16 protein-coding genes and 1 tRNA gene are annotated in these 19,094 nt (G+C 70.4%); 5 read left to right on the top strand and 12 right to left on the bottom strand.

Annotated elements, in window-relative coordinates:
• Positions 1–51: 51 nt before the first annotated feature.
• From ACGFZA_RS04715 to ACGFZA_RS04680, 8 genes are all read right to left on the bottom strand, one after another.
• Entirely contained in the window at positions 52–1,152 is a 1,101-nt protein-coding gene (locus tag ACGFZA_RS04715; RefSeq protein WP_393677109.1) for an LCP family protein, read from the bottom strand.
• Between the two features lie 375 nt (positions 1,153–1,527).
• Positions 1,528–3,588: a transcription termination factor Rho gene (gene rho, locus ACGFZA_RS04710; protein ID WP_393677107.1), complete on the bottom strand. Its 2,061-nt coding sequence runs from the start codon at positions 3,586–3,588 to the stop codon at positions 1,528–1,530.
• A 387-nt stretch (positions 3,589–3,975) separates the two neighbouring features.
• Positions 3,976–4,893, bottom strand: a complete 918-nt coding sequence (thrB, locus tag ACGFZA_RS04705; RefSeq protein ID WP_326657944.1) for a homoserine kinase — start codon at positions 4,891–4,893, stop codon at positions 3,976–3,978.
• Between the two features lie 472 nt (positions 4,894–5,365).
• On the bottom strand, positions 5,366–6,436 hold the full coding sequence (thrC, locus tag ACGFZA_RS04700; RefSeq protein ID WP_385276074.1) for a threonine synthase: 1,071 nt from the start codon (positions 6,434–6,436) through the stop codon (positions 5,366–5,368).
• A 6-nt stretch (positions 6,437–6,442) separates the two neighbouring features.
• Positions 6,443–7,744 (bottom strand): homoserine dehydrogenase, encoded by a 1,302-nt coding sequence (locus ACGFZA_RS04695; protein WP_385276077.1) that lies wholly within the window; start codon positions 7,742–7,744, stop codon positions 6,443–6,445.
• A 125-nt stretch (positions 7,745–7,869) separates the two neighbouring features.
• Complete coding sequence (lysA, locus tag ACGFZA_RS04690; protein ID WP_393677104.1) at positions 7,870–9,261, bottom strand: diaminopimelate decarboxylase; 1,392 nt, start codon at positions 9,259–9,261, stop codon at positions 7,870–7,872.
• A gap of 26 nt (positions 9,262–9,287) precedes the next feature.
• Positions 9,288–10,391: an ArgS-related anticodon-binding protein NrtL gene (gene nrtL, locus ACGFZA_RS04685; protein WP_393677102.1), complete on the bottom strand. Its 1,104-nt coding sequence runs from the start codon at positions 10,389–10,391 to the stop codon at positions 9,288–9,290.
• Between the two features lie 55 nt (positions 10,392–10,446).
• Positions 10,447–10,929 (bottom strand): response regulator, encoded by a 483-nt coding sequence (locus ACGFZA_RS04680; protein WP_385276086.1) that lies wholly within the window; start codon positions 10,927–10,929, stop codon positions 10,447–10,449.
• 159 nt (positions 10,930–11,088) lie between these two features.
• Here ACGFZA_RS04680 and ACGFZA_RS04675 point away from each other — a divergent pair.
• Positions 11,089–11,160, top strand: a tRNA-Arg gene (locus ACGFZA_RS04675).
• A gap of 1,051 nt (positions 11,161–12,211) precedes the next feature.
• Entirely contained in the window at positions 12,212–12,592 is a 381-nt protein-coding gene (locus tag ACGFZA_RS04670) for a hypothetical protein (protein WP_385276089.1), read from the top strand.
• A gap of 116 nt (positions 12,593–12,708) precedes the next feature.
• Here ACGFZA_RS04670 and ACGFZA_RS04665 read toward each other — a convergent pair whose 3' ends face one another.
• The 3 genes from ACGFZA_RS04665 to ACGFZA_RS04655 form a co-directional block, all read right to left on the bottom strand.
• Complete coding sequence (locus ACGFZA_RS04665; RefSeq protein WP_385276092.1) at positions 12,709–13,083, bottom strand: type II toxin-antitoxin system VapC family toxin; 375 nt, start codon at positions 13,081–13,083, stop codon at positions 12,709–12,711.
• A complete protein-coding gene (locus ACGFZA_RS04660; protein ID WP_393677098.1) occupies positions 13,083–13,259 on the bottom strand; it encodes a hypothetical protein in 177 nt (58 codons plus the stop codon). The genes ACGFZA_RS04665 and ACGFZA_RS04660 overlap by 1 nt, the downstream gene beginning before the upstream one ends.
• Before the next feature lie 74 nt (positions 13,260–13,333).
• Positions 13,334–13,984 (bottom strand): ATP-binding protein, encoded by a 651-nt coding sequence (locus ACGFZA_RS04655; RefSeq protein ID WP_393677096.1) that lies wholly within the window; start codon positions 13,982–13,984, stop codon positions 13,334–13,336.
• 187 nt (positions 13,985–14,171) lie between these two features.
• Here ACGFZA_RS04655 and ACGFZA_RS04650 point away from each other — a divergent pair, with 187 nt between their 5' ends.
• Entirely contained in the window at positions 14,172–15,044 is an 873-nt protein-coding gene (locus ACGFZA_RS04650) for a helix-turn-helix domain-containing protein (protein WP_385276101.1), read from the top strand.
• On the top strand, positions 15,041–15,244 hold the full coding sequence (locus ACGFZA_RS04645) for a DUF397 domain-containing protein (protein ID WP_385276104.1): 204 nt from the start codon (positions 15,041–15,043) through the stop codon (positions 15,242–15,244). The genes ACGFZA_RS04650 and ACGFZA_RS04645 overlap by 4 nt, the downstream gene beginning before the upstream one ends.
• A 15-nt stretch (positions 15,245–15,259) precedes the next feature.
• On the opposite strand, the gene glyA is transcribed toward ACGFZA_RS04645, so the two are convergent.
• Positions 15,260–16,543, bottom strand: a complete 1,284-nt coding sequence (glyA, locus tag ACGFZA_RS04640) for a serine hydroxymethyltransferase (protein WP_393677093.1) — start codon at positions 16,541–16,543, stop codon at positions 15,260–15,262.
• Between the two features lie 490 nt (positions 16,544–17,033).
• On the opposite strand from glyA, the gene ACGFZA_RS04635 reads away from it, so the two are divergent.
• Positions 17,034–18,944, top strand: coding sequence for a protease pro-enzyme activation domain-containing protein (locus ACGFZA_RS04635; RefSeq protein ID WP_393677091.1), 1,911 nt, complete (start codon positions 17,034–17,036; stop codon positions 18,942–18,944).
• Positions 18,945–19,094 lie beyond the last annotated feature (150 nt).

Raw genomic sequence — 19,094 nt, 5'->3', positions numbered from 1 at the left:
CGGGCGCCCACTATTCCCGGGCGCCCCGGGTCACGGCCTGCGGGGAGGCCGTTACTGCACGATCTGCCCGGCGTCGCCCTTGTCGCCCGCCGACTTCTCGGTGGCGGAGGCGGGGATCGGCCGGTCGTGGAGCAGGGCCGTCCACACCTGCTTGCCGGCCTTCTCCTGCGGAACCACGCGGTTCGGGTCGGCGGGGTCGTACTCGACGGGCAGGGTCACCATGTGGACGTCGTCCGAACCGAGCCCCTTGAGGCCGCTCGCGAAGGACGCGAGCTCCTTGACCGAGCCGAGGTCGGAGTCCGTGGTGATGGCCTTGGTCGCGGTGTCCGCGATGCCGTACAGCTTGGTGCCGTTGAGGATGCCCACGCTCTTGGCCTGTTCCATCAGCGCCTTGATGAAGGCCTGCTGGAGCTGGATGCGGCCGAGGTCGCTCCCGTCACCGACGCTCTTGCGGGTGCGGACGAGGCCGAGGGACTGCTCCCCGTCGAGGGTGTGGGTGCCCGGTTCGAGGTTCAGATGGCTCTTGGGGTCGTTGATCGCCTGCTTGGTGGTGATCTCCACCCCGCCGAGCTTGTCGACCAGCTTCTTGAATCCGGTGAAGTCGACCTCGATGTAGTGGTCCATGCGGATCCCGGACATCGACTCGACGGTCTTGACCGCGCAGGCCGGTCCGCCGACCTCGTACGCCGTGTTGAACATCGCGCGCTGCTGTCCCGCGACGGGCTGTCCGCTCTCGTCACCGGTGCATTCGGGCCGGGTGATGAGGGTGTCGCGCGGGATGGAGACGACGCTGGCGGTCTTGTGGCCCTTGTTGACGTGCACGACCATCGCCGTGTCCGAGCGGGCACCGCCCTGGTCCTCGCCGTACTCCGCGTTCGCGCCGGAGCGGGAGTCGGAACCGAGCACGAGGATGTCCTCGGAGCCGTTGTCGACGTTCTCGGGGCGGTTCTTGCCGAGGGCGTTGTTGATGTCGACGGCCTTGAGATTGCCGTTGAGGTGGAAGTACGCGTAGCCGAGCCCGGATCCGCCGACGACGACGAGGCCGGCCAGACTCCACGCGGCTATGACGGTCGCCCTGCGGCGGCGGGACGGCTTCCTCCGGCGTTTGCCGGTGGCCCGTATTCGGCTGCTGCTCCCGCTCTGGTCGCTCATCCGTCTCCTCGTTCCTCGACTGCTCCCGACTACCCCCTGCAGTGGTGTGCGGGTCCGTATGCCGCTTTGTCGCCCGGACGCCAGGCGTGGTGTCGCTCTTGGTTACGACGCGGCGGCGACAAGAAGGGTTGCACAGGGACCCGTGGCCTCCGGGTAAACCCGGAGCCGGTCCGCCCATCGCGGGAACAACCGGTGACCTGCCGCTCACCTGCGGTTTCTTGCCTGATACAGGCAATGCGGCGGCGCTGTCCGTCGCCACCGCCGTGTGGCGAAGGTCTCGGGGGCGCCGGGGGCACAGCGGCCGGGCTACGGCACAGGGCCGCCCCCGGCACCGAAGTGACGGGGGCGGCCCTGTGTACTGCCGACGGGCTACGACTAGTCGTTGTTGCCCGGAGCCGGCGTCGTCTTCTGGATCTGGAGCAGGAACTCCGCGTTGGACTGGGTCTTCTTCATCCGGTCCAGGAGGAGCTCGATCGCCTGCTGCTGGTCCAGGGCGTGGAGCACCCGTCGCAGCTTCCAGGTGATCGCCAACTCGTCGCTGCCGAGCAGGATTTCTTCCTTACGGGTGCTGGACGCGTCGACGTCCACCGCGGGGAAGATGCGCTTGTCGGAGAGCTTGCGGTCGAGCTTGAGCTCCATGTTGCCGGTGCCCTTGAACTCCTCGAAGATCACCTCGTCCATGCGCGAGCCGGTCTCGACGAGCGCGGTGGCGAGGATCGTCAGCGAGCCGCCGTCCTCGATGTTGCGCGCCGCACCGAAGAACCGCTTCGGCGGGTAGAGCGCGGTCGAGTCGACACCACCGGACAGGATGCGTCCGGAGGCCGGGGCCGCGAGGTTGTACGCGCGTCCCAGACGGGTGATCGAGTCCAGCAGGACGACCACGTCGTGACCCAGCTCGACGAGACGCTTGGCGCGCTCGATGGCCAGCTCGGCGACGGTGGTGTGGTCCTCGGCGGGACGGTCGAAGGTCGAGGAGATGACCTCGCCCTTCACCGACCGCTGCATGTCGGTGACCTCTTCCGGACGCTCGTCGACCAGGACGACCATCAGGTGGCACTCGGGGCTGTTGACCGTGATCGCGTTGGCGATCGCCTGGAGGATCATGGTCTTACCGGTCTTCGGCGGGGCCACGATCAGGCCTCGCTGGCCCTTGCCGATGGGGGCGACCAGGTCGATGATCCGCGTCGTCAGGACGTTGGAGTCGGTCTCCAGACGGAGCCGGTCCTGCGGGTAGAGCGGCGTCAGCTTCTGGAACTCCGGGCGGCCGCGGCCGGTTTCGGGCGCCATGCCGTTGACCGAGTCGAGGCGCACCAGCGCGTTGAACTTCTCGCGGCGCTCGCCGTCCTTGGGCTGGCGCACGGCGCCGGTGACGTGGTCACCCTTGCGCAGGCCGTTCTTGCGGACCTGGGCGAGCGAGACGTACACGTCGTTCGGACCCGGCAGGTAGCCGGAGGTCCGGATGAACGCGTAGTTGTCGAGGATGTCCAGGATGCCCGCGACGGGGATCAGGACGTCGTCGTCGGTGACCGGCGGCGCGTCGCTCGCGAAGTCGTCACGGCCACGACGGCCGCGGCGGTCGCGGTAGCGGCCCCGGCGGCCACGACGGCCGCCCTCGTCGTCGAAGTCGTCCTGCGGTCCGCCGCCGCCCTGCTGGCCCTGGCTCTGCCCCTGGCCGCCCTGGCCGCCGCCCTGACCGCCCTGGCCGCCCTGACGCTGGCGCTGGCCGCCCTGGCCGCCGCCCTGCTCATCGCCCTTGCCGCGACGGTCGCGCTGACGCTCACGGCGCTCGCCGCGTTCGCCCCGCTCACCGCGCTGGCCGCGGTCCTGGCGGTCGCCGCGACGGCCCTCGGCGTTGTCCGCCGCCGCTTCGGCCTTGGACTCGGAACGGTCCTCGGCGGGAGCCTCGCGCTTCGGCTCGTCCTGCGTGCGGTCCTTGGCCTGCGCCTTGGTGTCCGGCTTGCTGTCCGGGCTGCCCGCCTGCGCGGTCGCACGGCGACGACGACGCTCGCCCGTGGGCTGGTCGTCGCTGGCCGGCTGGCCGGGAATGTCGATCTGCTGCTGTGCCGCGGCCTTCTCGGCGGGTGCGGCGGCCGGGGTGTCGTCCCCGGCGCCGGTGCGCGCCTTGGAGGTGGCCCGGCGCTTCGGCTTGGCCTCCGCCTCTTCGGCGGGGGCCGAGGCGGCCTTGGCCTTGGGCGCGGAGCCGCCGGCCTGGGTCTCCTTGATGACCTCGATCAGCTGGCTCTTGCGCATCCGCGCAGTGCCCTTGATACCGAGGCCGGACGCGACCTGCTGCAGCTCGGCCAGGACCATGCCGTCAAGGCCGGTGCCGGAGCGGCGGCGCCGTGCGGTGGTGCCAGTGGCAGCACCTTCGGCGGGCGCGGCGCTGTCGACGCTCTTGTCGGCAGTCACGCCCATCAGATCGGTGGTGTCGCTCACGAAGGGTCCTTCCCTGGAGCGGACGTCGGCCTTCTGGCTCGGCGACCGGTTGTGCTGTCCGACTGCGGTCTTCGGTGCGGACCGTGCCGGGGCGGTGGTCCGCCGGATAGGTACGGCGGAGAGATGAAGGTGTGCTGGGGCCCGGCGCGAGCATCCCCCTGCTCGGCCCACTCCTGGACAAGCGAGGGGTGTCGTGCCGGTTCCGGAGCGTGCTCGAAACTGCTCAGGCAGGCTGCTCAGGCAGTTGGGGAGGCTCCCGGAAGAAAAGGTGGTCCCGGAAAGGGACACGAAGCAACGCGCCACATAGACGTCGATTGCAGACTTGAGGTTAACACTACCGGCTCCAACAAACATTCCCCCTCTCACTCACCGGCAATCACTTCTCGGCTACGGAGCGAGCGGCAGCACGCTCGCACCCTGGGCGTCGAGAGCGAGCCGGTTGGCCGCCCATCCCTCGCCCGCCAGCCGCGCGACCTTGTCGGCCGCACCGTCCTCGGCCAGCGCCAGCACGGTCGGCCCGGCTCCGGAGATCACCGCGGGCACGCCGTCGGCGCGCAGCCGGTTGACGAGTTCCACGCTCTGCGGCATCGCCGGTGCGCGGTACTCCTGGTGGAGCCGGTCCTCGGTGGCCGTGAGCAGCAGCTCGGGGCGCCTGGTCAGGGCCTCGACGAGGAGCGCGGCACGGCCGGCGTTGAAGGCGGCGTCGACGTGCGGGACGGTCCGGGGCAGCAGTCCGCGGGCGGTCTCGGTGAGCACCGGCTTGCCGGGAACGAAAACCACCGGAACGATGGAATCTGCGGGATCCATCCTGATGGCGCGCGCCGATCCCCCGTCCATCCACGCGAGCGTGAAGCCTCCGAGCAGGCAGGCGGCGACGTTGTCCGGATGGCCCTCGATCTCGGTGGCGAGCTCCAGCAGGGCCGCGTCGTCGAGGCGGGCGTCACCGCCGGTCGTCACGGCTCGGGCGGCGACGATCCCGGCGCAGATGGCGGCGGAGGAGGAACCGAGGCCGCGGCCGTGCGGAATGCGGTTGGCGCAGACGATCTCCAGCCCGCGGGGCTGACCGCCGAGCAGGTCGAAGGCCGTGCGCAGGGACCGTACGAGCAGGTGCTTCTCGTCGCGGGGCAGCGTGTCCGCGCCCTCGCCGGCGATGTCGATGTGCAGCCCGGAGTCGGCGACCCGGACGACCACGTCGTCGTACAGGCCCAGCGACAGGCCGAGGGCGTCGAAACCCGGGCCCAGGTTGGCGCTGGTTGCGGGGACGCGCACCCGTACGGCGGCGGCTCGGAAGGCGGGACCGGCCATCGCTCTGACGACTCTCCTTGTGAGGCGGCGGGGAATTCGAGGAGCTGCGGGGTATTTCGGGACCGTTCGCGGCTCTTCGGGTTCTGCTCTGTGCGGCTCTTCGGGTTCTGCTGGGGCTCGGGGATATTCGGGGTCTGCGGTTCTGTGGGGATTCTTCGGGGCGAATGCGGCGGCGGGTGTGGCCTGACCCCGGAAATCAACCGACGGCCGCAACGGCCCGAGCACCCCGGCTTATGCGGCGGGGGCGGGTTGGGTACAGCTTATCGAAGGAAGGTTCTGTCGCGACATAGGGCGCACAGGAGGCGCACGATGCGTGTCGCACACCCCCGATGCGCTCGCCGCCCCGAAAAGGGGCGTTTGAGGCGCCTTTCCGACGAACCGTTACGCCCGGCCGCCGGTCGGACCGTTGCCACGGCCGCACCCGGGATCCGTCGTCCGGACCGGGGGTGCGGCCGCGCTGCGGCGGGTGGTGTTACGCGAGGCCCAGCTTCTCGGCGGCGGCGACCGCGTCGACCGGGACGGTGACCGGCTGGGGGGCGCCGGCGACGGCCCAGTCCGGGTCCTTGAGCCCGTTGCCGGTGACCGTGCAGACGATCTTCTGGCCGGGGTCGACCTTGCCCTCTTCGGCGGCCTTGAGCAGACCGGCGACGGACGCGGCCGAGGCGGGCTCCACGAAGACGCCCTCCTGGGAGGCCAACAGGCGGTAGGCCGACAGGATCTGGCGGTCCGTCACCTCGTCGATGAAGCCGCCCGACTCGTCCCGCGCGGCCAGGGCGTACTGCCAGGAGGCCGGATTGCCGATCCGGATCGCGGTGGCGATGGTCGACGGGTCCTTGACGATCTCGCCGCGCACGATGGGCGCGGAACCGGAGGCCTGGAAACCCCACATCCGCGGCTTGTGCGTGGACAGGCCGTCGCCGGCGTACTCCGTGTACCCCTTCCAGTACGCGGTGATGTTGCCCGCGTTGCCGACCGGGAGGACATGGATGTCCGGGGCGTCGCCGAGCGCGTCGACGATCTCGAAGGCGGCGGTCTTCTGGCCCTCGATACGGACCGGGTTGACCGAATTGACCAGCGCCACCGGGTAGTTGTCCGAGAGCTGGCGGGCCAGCGTCAGGCAGTCGTCGAAGTTGCCGTCGACCTGGAGGATCTTGGCGCCGTGGACGAGCGCCTGGCCCATCTTGCCGAGCGCGATCTTGCCCTGCGGTACGAGGACGGCGCAGACCATTCCGGCCCGCACCGCGTACGCGGCGGCGGAGGCGGAGGTGTTGCCGGTGGAGGCGCAGATGACGGCCTGCGCACCCTCCTCCTTGGCCCGGGTGATGGCCATGGTCATGCCGCGGTCCTTGAAGGACCCGGTGGGGTTGGCGCCCTCGACCTTGAGGTGCACCTCGCAGCCCGTGCGCTCGGAGAGGACCTGAGCGGGAACGAGCGGCGTACCGCCCTCACGGAGCGTGACGACGGGCGTCGTGCTCGTGACCGGGAGACGGTCCCGGTACTCCTCGATGATGCCGCGCCACTGGTGGGTGCCCTTGGTGGTCATGGGTCCTTACTCCCCTTCAACACGCATGATGCTGGCGACACCGCGCACGGTGTCGAGCTTGCGCAGCGCCTCGACGGTCCCGGAAAGGGCGGCGTCGGGCGCGCGGTGGGTGACGACGACGAGGGATGCCTCGCCCCCGCCGTCCTGTCGGCTCTGCTGGCGGACCGTATCGATCGATACGCCCTGTTCGGCGAAGACCGTCGCGACCTGGGCGAGTACGCCAGGCTTGTCGGCCACGTCGAGGCTGATGTGGTACCGCGTGACGACATCGCCCATGGGGCTCACCGGCAGACGCGTGTACGCGGACTCGCCGGGGCCGGGGGCCTCGTTGAGTTTGTTGCGGCAGACCGCGACGAGGTCGCCGAGGACCGCCGAGGCGGTCGGTGCGCCACCGGCGCCGGGACCGTAGAACATCAGCTGCCCGGCCGCCTCGGCCTCGACGAACACCGCGTTGTACGCCTCGCGGACGGAGGCCAGCGGGTGGCTGAGCGGGATCATCGCGGGGTGCACGCGGGCCGTGACGGACTGCCCGTCGGCGGCCCGCTCGCAGATGGCGAGGAGCTTGACGGTGCAGCCCATGCGGCGGGCGGAGGCGATGTCCGCGGCGGTGACCTCGGTGATGCCCTCTCGGTGCACGTCGCCGATCTTCACCCGGGTGTGGAAGGCGATTCCGGCGAGGATCGCGGCCTTCGCGGCGGCGTCGAAGCCCTCGACGTCGGCGGTCGGGTCGGCCTCCGCGTATCCGAGGGCGGTGGCCTCGTCGAGCGCCTCGGAGTAGCCGGCGCCACTGGTGTCCATCTTGTCGAGGATGAAGTTCGTGGTGCCGTTGACGATGCCCAGGACCCGGTTGACCTTGTCACCGGCGAGGGACTCGCGCAGCGGCCGGACGAGCGGGATGGCACCGGCCACGGCGGCCTCGTAGTAGAGGTCCCGGCCGTGCTGCTCGGCGGTGGCGTGCAGGGCCGCGCCGTCCTCGGCGAGCAGCGCCTTGTTGGCGGAGACGACGCTCGCGCCGTGCTCGAAAGCGGTGGTGATGAGCGTGCGGGCGGGCTCGATGCCCCCGATGACCTCGATGACGACGTCGATGTCGCCCCGTTTGACCAGGGCGGTCGCATCGGTGGTGATCAGTGCGGGGTCGATGCCCTCGCGCACCTTGGAGGGCCGGCGCACGGCGACACCGGCGAGCTCCACCGGTGCGCCGATGCGCGCGGCGAGGTCGTCGGCGTGCGTCGTCATGATGCGGGCCACCTCTGAGCCGACGACTCCACAGCCCAGCAGCGCCACCTTCAGCGGACGCGTACGCATCATCCGACCTCGTTTCCTTTACATCTGATGTGTGAACCAGTCTCACTCACCGGACGGGGGTTTCCGCCACCCGTCCGGATCCTGAGATGTTTAGCGGGTTCCCGGGGGGTGCCCCGGGAAATACGGCATCAGCCGACGTCCAGACGCAGAAGATCTTCCTCCGTTTCGCGCCGGACGATGACCCGGGCCTGTCCGTCGCGCACCGCGACGACGGGCGGACGCAGGGCGTGGTTGTAGTTGCTCGCCATGGAGCGGCAGTACGCACCGGTGGCGGGCACGGCGATCAGGTCGCCGGGGGCCAGGTCGGACGGCAGGAACGCGTCCTTGACCACGATGTCGCCGCTCTCGCAGTGCTTGCCGACGACGCGGACGAGCATCGGTTCGGCGTCCGAGCTGCGCGAGACGAGGGCGACGCTGTACTCGGCGTCGTACAGCGCGGTGCGGATGTTGTCCGACATGCCGCCGTCGACGCTGACGTACGTACGCAGCCCCTCCAGGGGCTTGATGGTGCCGACCTCGTACAGCGTGAAGGCCGTGGGTCCGACGATGGCGCGGCCGGGCTCGACGGAGATGCGGGGGGTGGCGAGCCCGTTGGCCTCGCACTCGCGGGTCACGATGTCGCCGAGCGCCTTGGCGATCTCGTGCGGTTCGCGCGGGTCGTCCTCGGAGGTGTACGCGATGCCGAGGCCGCCTCCGAGGTCGATCTCGGGGAGTTCGACGCCGTGCTCGTCGCGCACCTCGGCCAGCAGCTGCACCACGCGCCGGGCGGAGACCTCGAAGCCGGCCATGTCGAAGATCTGCGAGCCGATGTGGGAGTGGATGCCGATGAGTTCGAGCCCGTCGAGGGTGAGCGCCCGGCGGACGGCCTCGGCGGCCTGCCCGTCGGCCAGGGCGATGCCGAACTTCTGGTCCTCGTGCGCGGTGGCGATGAACTCGTGGGTGTGCGCCTCGACGCCGACGGTCACCCGGATCTGGACGCGCTGGCGCTTGCCGAGCCGCTGCGCGGTGTGGGCGACGCGGACGATCTCCTGGAACGAGTCGAGCACGATCCGGCCGACCCCGGCCGTGATGGCCCGCTCGATCTCGTCGACGGTCTTGTTGTTGCCGTGGAAGGCGATGCGCTCGGCGGGCATTCCGGCGTCGAGTGCGGTGGTCAGCTCGCCGCCGGAGCAGACGTCGAGGTTCAGCCCCTCCTCCTGGAGCCAGCGCACGACCGCGCGGGAGAGGAAGGCCTTGCCGGCGTAGAAGACGTCGGCGCCGGGTCCGAACGCGTCGGACCAGGCGCGGCAGCGGGCCCGGAAGTCGGACTCGTCGAGGAAGTAGGCCGGAGTGCCGAACTCCTCGGCCAGCCGGGCGACTTCGATCCCGCCGACGGTCAGGGCGCCGTGCTCGTCCCGGGTGACCGTGCGGGCCCAGACCTTCTCGTCGAGGACGTTGAGGTCCTCGGCGGGGGCGGTGTAGTGGCCCTCCGACATGACGTCGGCGTGACGGGGACCGGCGGGGTGTGCGGATCGGCTCATCGTGTTGCTCTGCTCTCTCGGGTCTCTCAGAGGTATGTGGGTGCGCTGATACCGAGCAGGGACAGGCCGCCGGCCAGCACCGTCCCGGCGGCCTCGGCGAGGGCCAGCCGGGAGCGGTGGGCGGCCGAGGGTTTCTCGTCCCCGACGGGAAGCGGTGAGGCGGCGTCGTGGAAGTCGAGGAAGGCGTGCGCGACCGCTTCGAGGTGCCGGGCGAGCCGGTCGGGGGCGCCGTGACGCGCGGCGGCGGCGAGCACGGCGGGGTGGTCGGCGAGGAGGTCGAGGAGCGCGTGTGCGGGCGCACCGGGCGTGTCGCGGAGGGTCCCCGCGGTGTCGCCGGCGGCCTCGTCGCGGGCGCCGGTGCATCCGAGAAGCGCCGCGCCGCGGGTCAGCGCGTGGACGCGGGCGTGGGCGTAGCGGACCAGGAAGAGCGCGTTGCCCTCGGCCTGGAGGAGGAGTTCGTCGCCGAGGGGGGCGCGGTCGTGGCCGGCGGGCCGCAGGAGCCCCCATCGGGTGGCGTCGGGTCCGAGCCGGTCGAGCAGCTCGCCGGCCGGGGCGCCGGCGGGGACGGGCCGTATCCGCGTCGGGGCCGAGGCCGGGGAGGGCGGTCCTTCGGTGTCGGCGGCGATCCCCAGCCGCACCCAGTCCGGGTCGGGCTCCTCGTCGCAGCTGATGCGCACGAGCGCGCCCTGCGCCCGTACGAGCCTGCCCACCGCGTCCGCGGTGACGGCGGCCCGGACCTCGCGGGGGTGGCTGAAATGCGACGATGTCCCGGCGAGGGCGTCCCCGTACCCGTACCGCGGCCCCTGCTCCCGCACCCGGTCCACGAGCGAGCGGTGCGCGTCGGCCGTGGCGTCGAGCGTGAAGTTCAGGAATCCGGGCCCGGTGATCTCCACCCGTCCGATCCCGGGCGCCCCGGCCACCCGCTCCCGAAGGATCTCGGCCACTTCCCGCGCGGTCAGCGCGGCGGGCCCCGCCAGTTGGAGGGCGACGGCGCTGGCGTAGTCGCCGCGTCCGCCGGGTCGTGTCCTCTCCACTCGCACGCGCGCGGGCACGGGCGCGCGCAGGACGTGCTCGTCCACGGCGCTGCGCACGGCGTGCAGCACGGTCGCGGAGAGATCGGCGGGGGTCACGGGACAAGCGTAGGGGAGGAAGGGGGGCCCTTCGCGACCGCGTTTCGCCATCCGGTCAGCCGGTGGCTCTCTCCGCCCGCCCGGCCCCCTGCCTGCCGTCGAGCGCCGGCGGCCGCCCGCGCTCCATCAACTGCCGTACGACTCGCACCAGCTCGCTGGGCTCGAAGGGCTTGGCGAGGAACGCGTCGACGCCTGCCGCGACACCGTTGTCCACCTCGTACGGCGTGCAGGCGCTGATGATCGCCACGGGCAGATGCCGGGTACGTGGATCGGAGCGCAGTCTGGTGGCCGTCTGCAGCCCGTCCAGCCGGGGCATCACGACGTCGAGCGTGATCACGTCGGGGCTGACCCGATGCACCAGATCCAGACACTCGACACCATCGGCCGCGGTCACGACCTCGAAGCCCTCCAGCTCGAGATTGACCCTGATCAACTGCCGGATGACCTTGTTGTCGTCGACAACAAGCACGCGGCCGCACGCCCCTGACACCCTTCGAGAGTAGGTGGGCCGGAGTGGCTGCGTCCGGGTTTTGCCCACTTCCGCCCCCGGACGGGTGCAGCGAGGGGTGGCCGGAAGTGCGTGCGAGCGGCCGGGGCGGGGTCCGCGCCGTCCCGGCGACGGCGCGGAAATACCTGTTCACGGGCACCCGGCGGAAGCTGGTAGTGTTTCACCCGTCGCAGAGCAACACGGCGATTCGCCCCCGTAGCTCAGGGGATAGAGCATCGGCCTCCGGAGCCGGGTGCGCAGGTTCGAATCCTGCCGGGGGCACTTCGCAGGAAGTGCCGAAAAGACCTTCTGATCAGTGGCAACACTGAACAGGGGGTCTTTTTCATGCGCGCCGAGGGCTGCGCGGGCGGGCAGCCGGCACGTCTCGCCCCGGAGCGGCGCCCTTTCGTTCCCGGGCGGCGCTTCTCGATCCGGAGCGGTACGAGCCGTCCGCGCGCCGGAGCGCACCCTGGTCCGCCGGGCCGTCGGGCCGTCGGGCCGTCGGGCCGGATGCCGGATCGGGGTCTCCCTTCAGCCGGCTCCCCGCCGGCTTCGCCCGGTGCGTGCCCGCATCTCCACCGGTCCGGCTGCGGCGTCGCCGTCGCCGCACGGAGACCTTTGCGCCGCAACCGCGCGGTCGCGGTCACCGGGGCACATCCGCAACTGACAGCACGTCTCCATACGCGGGCCGCAGCGTCCTCCTTCGGCAGGGGAATTCCGGACATCCCGAGCCCCGATCCTCCACCCCACTTGTACGGGCGCCCCTGTTCCGGAGTGAGATATTCCCACCCTGGCTCCGATCCGCCACCCAGGGAATGTCTGGAGCAATAGCGTCACTTCACCTGAACCTCTTCATTTCCGACCTGCCGGATCATGGTGTCGACGACGGTGCGATTACATCGTTCCACGCACACACATGGACGAAGGGCCCTTCGCCGGCCGGTGGTCGCGCACACGGGCGTCGCCCCCGAGCCACCTCACCAGGCTCCCCGGATACTCCGCCCAAGAGTTTCCCGGGCCGCATCGTGCCCGATCCGGATATCCGGAATGATTTATTCCCGCCCGTGCCGCGCCCGGCATCCAGGTCACCCTTGACGCAATAACGTCACTTCGCCGACAGCTCTTTACTTCCGGTCGGCCGGATGATTGAGTCCCCGATGGCGTGAGTGCATCCATCAGCACACGCACATTGCGCGAATTCGGAAAATATTCTCTTTTCCCTGTGTTCCTTCACGGCATCCAATTGCGAAGCTGTCTGGCTGCCCGAAAAATACTGGCGGCGGGGAGCAGGAAAACGGCTGCGCCCGCCCGCCTCAGGTCCGAGAGGCTCGACATGTTCAAGAACGCGTTCACTCGCACGCTCCTGGCGGGAGCCGGCGCGGCCACGCTGGTACTGGGTCTGTCCGGTACCGCCAGCGCCGCGGACGCCACCCTCTTCTGGAGCATCCCGAACGACGCCGCTCGCGGATACATGCAGCACATAGACAACGGCGACACCTTCAAGGTCTGTGACACCCTCCCCGACGGCTACGGCATGACCGGCATCCTTGAGGAGTACACGGGCGGCAAGTGGGTCGAGAGGGGCAAGGAGGACGACGGCGGCGACAGCGGCTGCGACAGCTTCGGTTACAACGTGCTGACCGGTCACAAGTACCAGATGATCCTCTGGTGGAACGGCGACCCCTACGGTGTGGTGAAGTCGATCTCCGAGTAGGACCCGACAGAGCCGGAGGTCCCCGTTCCGGTCGAGTGACGCCCACGCACCCGGGCGCCGCTCGGCCCCGCGCCTCCGGAAAGCCAGGGCCCGTGCGGTCCCGCACGACGTGCAGGTCAGACCGACATGACCTGCACGTCGTACTGCGGGATCCAGCGGTTCCGGGTGACCAGCGCCAGCCTCTCGGCCTGCGCCTGCGCGATCAGGATCCGGTCGAAGGGATCGGTGTGCACCATCGGCAGGCGTCCCGCCCGCACACCGTGCGCGGCCGTGATGGGAAGTTCCCTGAACCGGAGATCCCGTACCTGTTCGGCCAGGTCTCCCGGGCCTTCGAAGCCGCCGAGGAACTGCTTGACGGTGATCTCCCAGGGAGACACCGCGCTGACGTACACAGCCGGTTCGGTCTCCAGGAGTTCCTTGACCGAGGCGGACAGCCGAGGCGAGTCGGCGATCCACCACATCACCACGGGTGTGTCGAGCAGAAGCCGCATCAGCGCATCCCCAGGGCGTCGGTCACACAGGCGTGCGCGTAGTCGAAGTCGGCCGGGATGCGCATACGGCCCCGGAGCGAGCCCCGGCCCGGACGCCGCACGTGCGGCCGTGGCGGCAGCACCCTCTCCACCGGCCGGCCCGCCTTACCGATCACGACCAGTTGCCCGCCGACCACCTGCATCAACGTGCCCGCGAATCGCGGCTCGGGGTCATGCGTCCGGCGCCGGAGCAACCTCTCCCACAGCGCCCTCACGATGCACCCGCCCGACCGGTCGGGCCCGTCGTTCGCACGGTCAGCGACTCGGCGGCGTGCAGGCGTAACGCAGGGCCTCCGTCATCCAGGACGATGACGACCGCCAGCCCTCCCGACGCGTACCGTTCGCTCCGGACCGCGCGGACCGTGCGCCAACCGCCCCATACGCGTACGCACTGGCCGGGCTGGACGGATACCGCCGCGATCTGCGCCTCGGCGGGCCCGGTGGCGGCCCCGGGGGCCAGCAGTTCCGCCCAGACCGTCTTGCCGATCCCGGCCCGGCGTTCGTCCACGCCCCAGCGATGGGCCAGGGCCTCGACGAGCAGAAGCCCGCGCCCATCCCTGTCCAGCTCGCCGGGCCGCCGCACCTCCGGCCGACCCGCACCCGCATCGCTGACCTCCAGCCGCAGGAGTTCGCCCCTCCCCCGGCACTCGATGCGTACGCCCACCATCCGGTCCCCGGGGACGGGCACCCTCACCGCGTTGGTCACGAGCTCGGAGAGCACCAACTCCCCGTCGCCGGATACCGATTGATCGGCCCGCCACTCTCCCAGCTTGGCGCGGAGCGCGGCTCTCGCACTGGGGACGCTACTGCGGCAGCGGGAGAGCCTGAAGTCGACTTCGCGGATGACGAGATGCTCTGCCATGGAATTCCCTGAAGGTCGTCGTTTCCGAAGCAAGTGCCAGCCGTTCGCTCGGCGTTGGACTGCTCAACGCGTTCAGAGTGCCCGTACACTTCGTACTCGCGCAACGTTGAATGGTTCGCAGATGCCCAATTCACCCGTTCGGGCATCCTGAACGCGAAAACCTCGCGCGACTGGTAGGGAGTGACGTATGCCATCCGTGAAACCATCGACTGTCCTGGGCCGCCAACTCGGCGACGAACTACGCCGCTTCCGTGAGGGGGCCGGGCTCTCCACGGCCGAGGCAGCAGAAGTTCTCGACTGCACCAAGGGCAAGATCAGCCGCATCGAGAACGGACATGTCCCTGTCCGCACACCCGATCTGGTCGCCCTGATTCACGCGTACGACGTGTCGGATCCGGAGGCTCGCGACCGCCTCGCATCACTGGCCCGCACTGCTAACCGTCGCCGCCGTGAGGGCTGGTGGCACCAGTACGGCTCGGTGCTCGGCGACACATATCGCGACTACATCGAGATGGAGACGATCTGCGACGGCATCAGGACGTTTCAGGTCCAGCTGATCCCGGGGCTGCTTCAGACACCGGAGTACGGAAGGGCGGTAACCGTCGCTTCCCGCGCCTGGCAGACCGCAGAGGAGATCGATCAGTTCGTGCAGGTGCGACTGGCCCGGCAGGAACGGCTGGCCGGTGACGATCCTCTGGACTTCTGGGCCGTGCTCGCGGAGGGCGTTCTGCACCAGCAGGTCGGAGGACGGGCCGTCATGCACGATCAACTGGAGCACTTGGCCAACCTGGCCGAGCAACCCAACATCACTGTGCAAGTGCTGCCGTTCTCCCGCGGAGCACACCCAGGTATGTTCGGTCCGTACCTGCTGCTGAGCTTTCCGCGGGTGTCAGCGCTCGATCTCGTACTGACGGAGACCCCAACCGGCAACATCTGGATGGAACGGGAGTCCGACGTCGCTCGCTATCGCGACCTCTTCGACGACGCTCGAACCTCGGCGTTGCCACCGACGGAATCGCTCAGCGTGATCCGACGCATCGCCAAGGAGCACAGACCATGACTCAAGACCGCCTCCCTCAGCCCGAACTTGCGGGAACGGCTTGGCGCGTCAGCAGCTACAGCGGAGGCCAGGGCGAGTGCGTCGAGGTGGGGCACCACGTACCCCACCTCGTCCCCGTCCGCGACAGCAAGCGTCCCGCCGGCCCCGTGATCGCCTTCGGCGCCGACGCCTGGCGCGCGTTCGTCGCCGACCTGGGCTGAGCAGACCCCGTCAGCTCACGCCACCGGCAGCCCCGGTGCCGGGTAGCCGTCCATGAGGGCCTTCACCTCGCCGCGGACCGCCGTGACGGTGGACTCGTCGCCGGTGCGGGCCGCGCCGACCACCCGGTCGATCCAGCCCGCGACGGTGGCCATCTCCGAGGCGGGGACTCCGCGTGAGGTCAGGGCCGGGGTGCCGATCCTGATGCCCGACGGGTCGAAGGGCTTCCGGGTGTCGTACGGGACGGTGTTGTAGTTGACGACGATGCCGGCGCGGTCCAGGGCCTTGGCCGCGGTCTTGCCGGGGACGTCCTTGCCCGTGAGGTCGATCAGCAGCAGGTGGTTGTCGGTGCCGCCGGAGACGAGATCGAAGCCGCGGGCCGCCAGTTCCTCGCCCAGGGCGCGGGCGTTGGCCACGACGTCGTGGGCGTAGGTGCGGAAGTCCGGCGTGGCGGCTTCGCGCAGGGCCACGCCGATGGCCGCCGTGGTCTGGTTGTGCGGGCCGCCCTGGAGGCCGGGGAAGACGGCGCGGTCGAGGGCGCGGGCGTGTTCGGCCCGGCTCAGCAGCATCGCGCCGCGCGGTCCGCGCAGGGTCTTGTGGGTGGTGGTGGAGACGACGTCCACGTGCGGCGCGGGTGAGGGGTGCGCGCCGCCGGCGATCAGGCCCGCGATGTGGGCGATGTCCGCGACCAGGACCGCGCCGACCTCTCGGGCGATCTCGGCGAAGCCGGCGAAGTCGATTTCGCGCGGGACGGCCGTGCCGCCGCAGAAGATCAGCTTGGGGCGTTCGGCGAGGGCCAGGTCGCGGACCTCGTCCAGGTCGACGCGGCCGGTGTCGCGCCGCACCCCGTACTGCACGCCGTTGAACCAGGTGCCGGTGGCGGAGACGCCCCAGCCGTGGGTGAGGTGGCCGCCCATCGGGAGCGACATGCCGAGGACGGTGTCGCCGGGCTTGAGGAAGGCCAGGTAGACGGCGAGGTTGGCCGGTGAGCCGGAGTACGGCTGGACGTTGGCGTGGTCCATGCCGAAGAGCGCCTTGGCCCGTTCGACGGTGAGGGTCTCGACCTGGTCGATGATCTGCTGGCCCTCGTAGTACCGCTTGCCGGGGTAGCCCTCGGAGTACTTGTTCTGGAGCACGGTGCCGGATGCTTCGAGCACGGCCGCGGAGACGTAGTTCTCGCTGGGGATCAGGCGGACGGTGTCGGCCTGGAGCTGTTCCTCGGCGGCCACCAGCGCGGCGAGTTCCGGGTCGGCTGTCGCCAGCGCGGAGTGGCGGGGGTGCGAGGGTACGGATGCGGTCACGGGATCCTCCCGGGTCGGCCGCGGTGCTGCGGCGTGGACCCGGATGCCCAGGCGGACGGCTCTCCGGAGATGACGCCCCGGGCGGGCCCGGGGTGTGCCGCTCCCTCGTGGTCGATTCCACTGAGCACCCCTGCTGAGGGGCGCGCGCCAGTTGCAGCGTCTCGTACTTTACTGCGCCGCGCCTGCCGTGGCCCGGTATTCCGTCCGGAACGGGAAGCGGCGCCGCGGAAGGCGGCGTTCCGAGCCGCGCGGATCTATCGGGAGCCATCGGACGATAGCGACCCGACTCCCGCCAATGTGCTGCGAACCCCCCTCCGCAGAAGACCCCTTGGCCGATTCTTGGTCATTGCATGCCCCCTACATGAGGTGTTCCTCGCCAGAGTGGCGCATTACATGTGCACTTCATTCGGCGCATGCTCCACACGCGAGACCCACATCGCAGGGGGTTACTTTGAGAATCAGCCGCGCCCGACGACGCGCCGGGCTGAGCATGGCAGCGACACTGCCGCTGCTCGCCGGTGCGCTCGCCCTCGGGATACCCAACGCCAGCGCGGATTCCGCGCCGGGCGGCCGGGACGCGCTGCAGGGCACCAAACCGGCCTGGGCCACCGCCACGGCCGACCGGGGAGCGACGGCCGACAGCGGAAAGGTCGCCGTCCGGGTCCACCTCGCCGGGCGGGACGCGAAGGGGCTGGCCGCCTACGCGGCCGCCGTCTCCGACCCGCAGTCGCCGTCGTACGGGAAGTACCTGAGCGCCGCACAGGCGCAGGCGCGGTTCGGGGCCACCCAGGACCAGATCGACCGGGTGAGCAGGTGGCTGGAGGCCGGCGGGCTGACCGTGACCGGCGCCAACCAGCACTACGTCTCGGCCACCGGTGACGTCACCCGGGCCGAGAAGGCGTTCAGCACGCAGCTGCACAACTACCGCAAGGGCAGCCGCACCTACCGCGCCCCCGCCTCCACCGCCTCCGTGCCGGCCGCGCTGAGCGATGCCGTGCTCGCCGTCTCGGGTCTGGACAACGCGCCGCACAGGTCGAGCCACGACGAGGTACTGCCGCCGCCGGACGCGGTGTTCCGCAACTCGGGGCCGTTCTCCTCGTACTTCGGGTCGAAGACCGCCTCCACCCTGCCGAGCGCGTACGGGGCGAAGGTGCCGTACGCGGTCAAGGGATACACCGGCAAGCAGCTGCGCGCCGCGTACGGGGCCGGCGGCTACACCGGCGAGGGAGTGACCGTCGCGATCACCGACGCGTACGCCTCTCCCACCATCGCGCAGGACGCCGCCGAGTACGCGAAGCGCAACGGCGACGCGCCCTACCGGCGCGGTCAGCTGAGCCAGGTGCTGCCGGACGACTACACGAAGACCGAGGAGTGCGGGGCCTCCGGCTGGTACGGCGAGGAGACCCTCGACGTCGAGGCCGTGCACGCGGTCGCGCCGGACGCCGGCATCGTCTACGTGGGCGGCGCGTCCTGCTACGACAACGACCTGCTGGACTCGTTGAACAAGGTCGTCGACTCCCGGCTCGCGGACATCGTCTCCAACTCGTGGGGCGACGTCGAGGCCAACCAGACCCCCGACCTGGCGCTCGCCTACGACCAGGTGTTCAAGATGGGCGCGGTCGAGGGCATCGGCTTCTACTTCTCCTCCGGCGACGACGGCGACAACGTCGCCTCCACCGGCACCAAGCAGATCGACGTCCCCTCCAACTCCGCCTGGGTGACCTCGGTCGGCGGTACGTCACTGGCCGTCGGCAAGCAGGACACGTACCAGTGGGAGACCGGCTGGGGCACGACGAACGCGCCCCTGGCGGCGGACGGCAAGAGCTGGACGGGCTTCCCCGGTGCCTACACCTCGGGCGCGGGCGGCGGCACCAGCTCCACCGTGAAGCAGCCGTTCTACCAGCGCGGCATCGTGCCGGACTCGCTGGCGAAGGCGAACGGGAAGACCCGGATGCGTACGGCTCCGGACATCGCGGCCGTCGCGGACCCGAACACCGGCTTCCTGGTGGGCCAGACCCAGACGCTGCCGGACGGATCGCTGGGCTACGACGAGTACCGCATCGGCGGTACGTCGCTGGCGGCGCCGGTCATCGCCGGTGTCCAGGCCCTCGCGCAGCAGGCGCAGCGCGGGCGCCCGATCGGGTTCGCCAACCCGGCGATCTACGCCCGCTACCACACGAAGGCGTACCACGACGTGACGGACCACCCGCTGGGTGCCGGTCATGGACTCGCGGTCGCCCGGGTGGACTTCGTCAACGGCTACGACGCGGCGGACGGCCTGCGGACCTCGGTGCGCAGCCTGGGCAAGGACGCCTCGCTGTCTGCGGTGCGGGGGTACGACGACGTGACGGGTGTCGGCACGCCGGCCCCCGGCTATGTGAGCTCGTTCCGCAGGCACTGAGTCCGCGGAACGGATCGGGGGGCGGGCCGGCCGTCACGGGGCATACAGCCTCGTGACGGCCGGCCCGTTCACGTGCGGGGGCCGTCACGGCCGACTCGTTCACGTTCGCAGGGGGGCTGTGACGACCTTGCCGACTGCTATAGGCGGAGG

It is taken from the genome of Streptomyces sp. NPDC048211 (assembly GCF_043202315.1).
Classification (GTDB): domain Bacteria; phylum Actinomycetota; class Actinomycetes; order Streptomycetales; family Streptomycetaceae; genus Streptomyces.
This window is presented reverse-complemented; position numbering and strand designations above follow the sequence as displayed.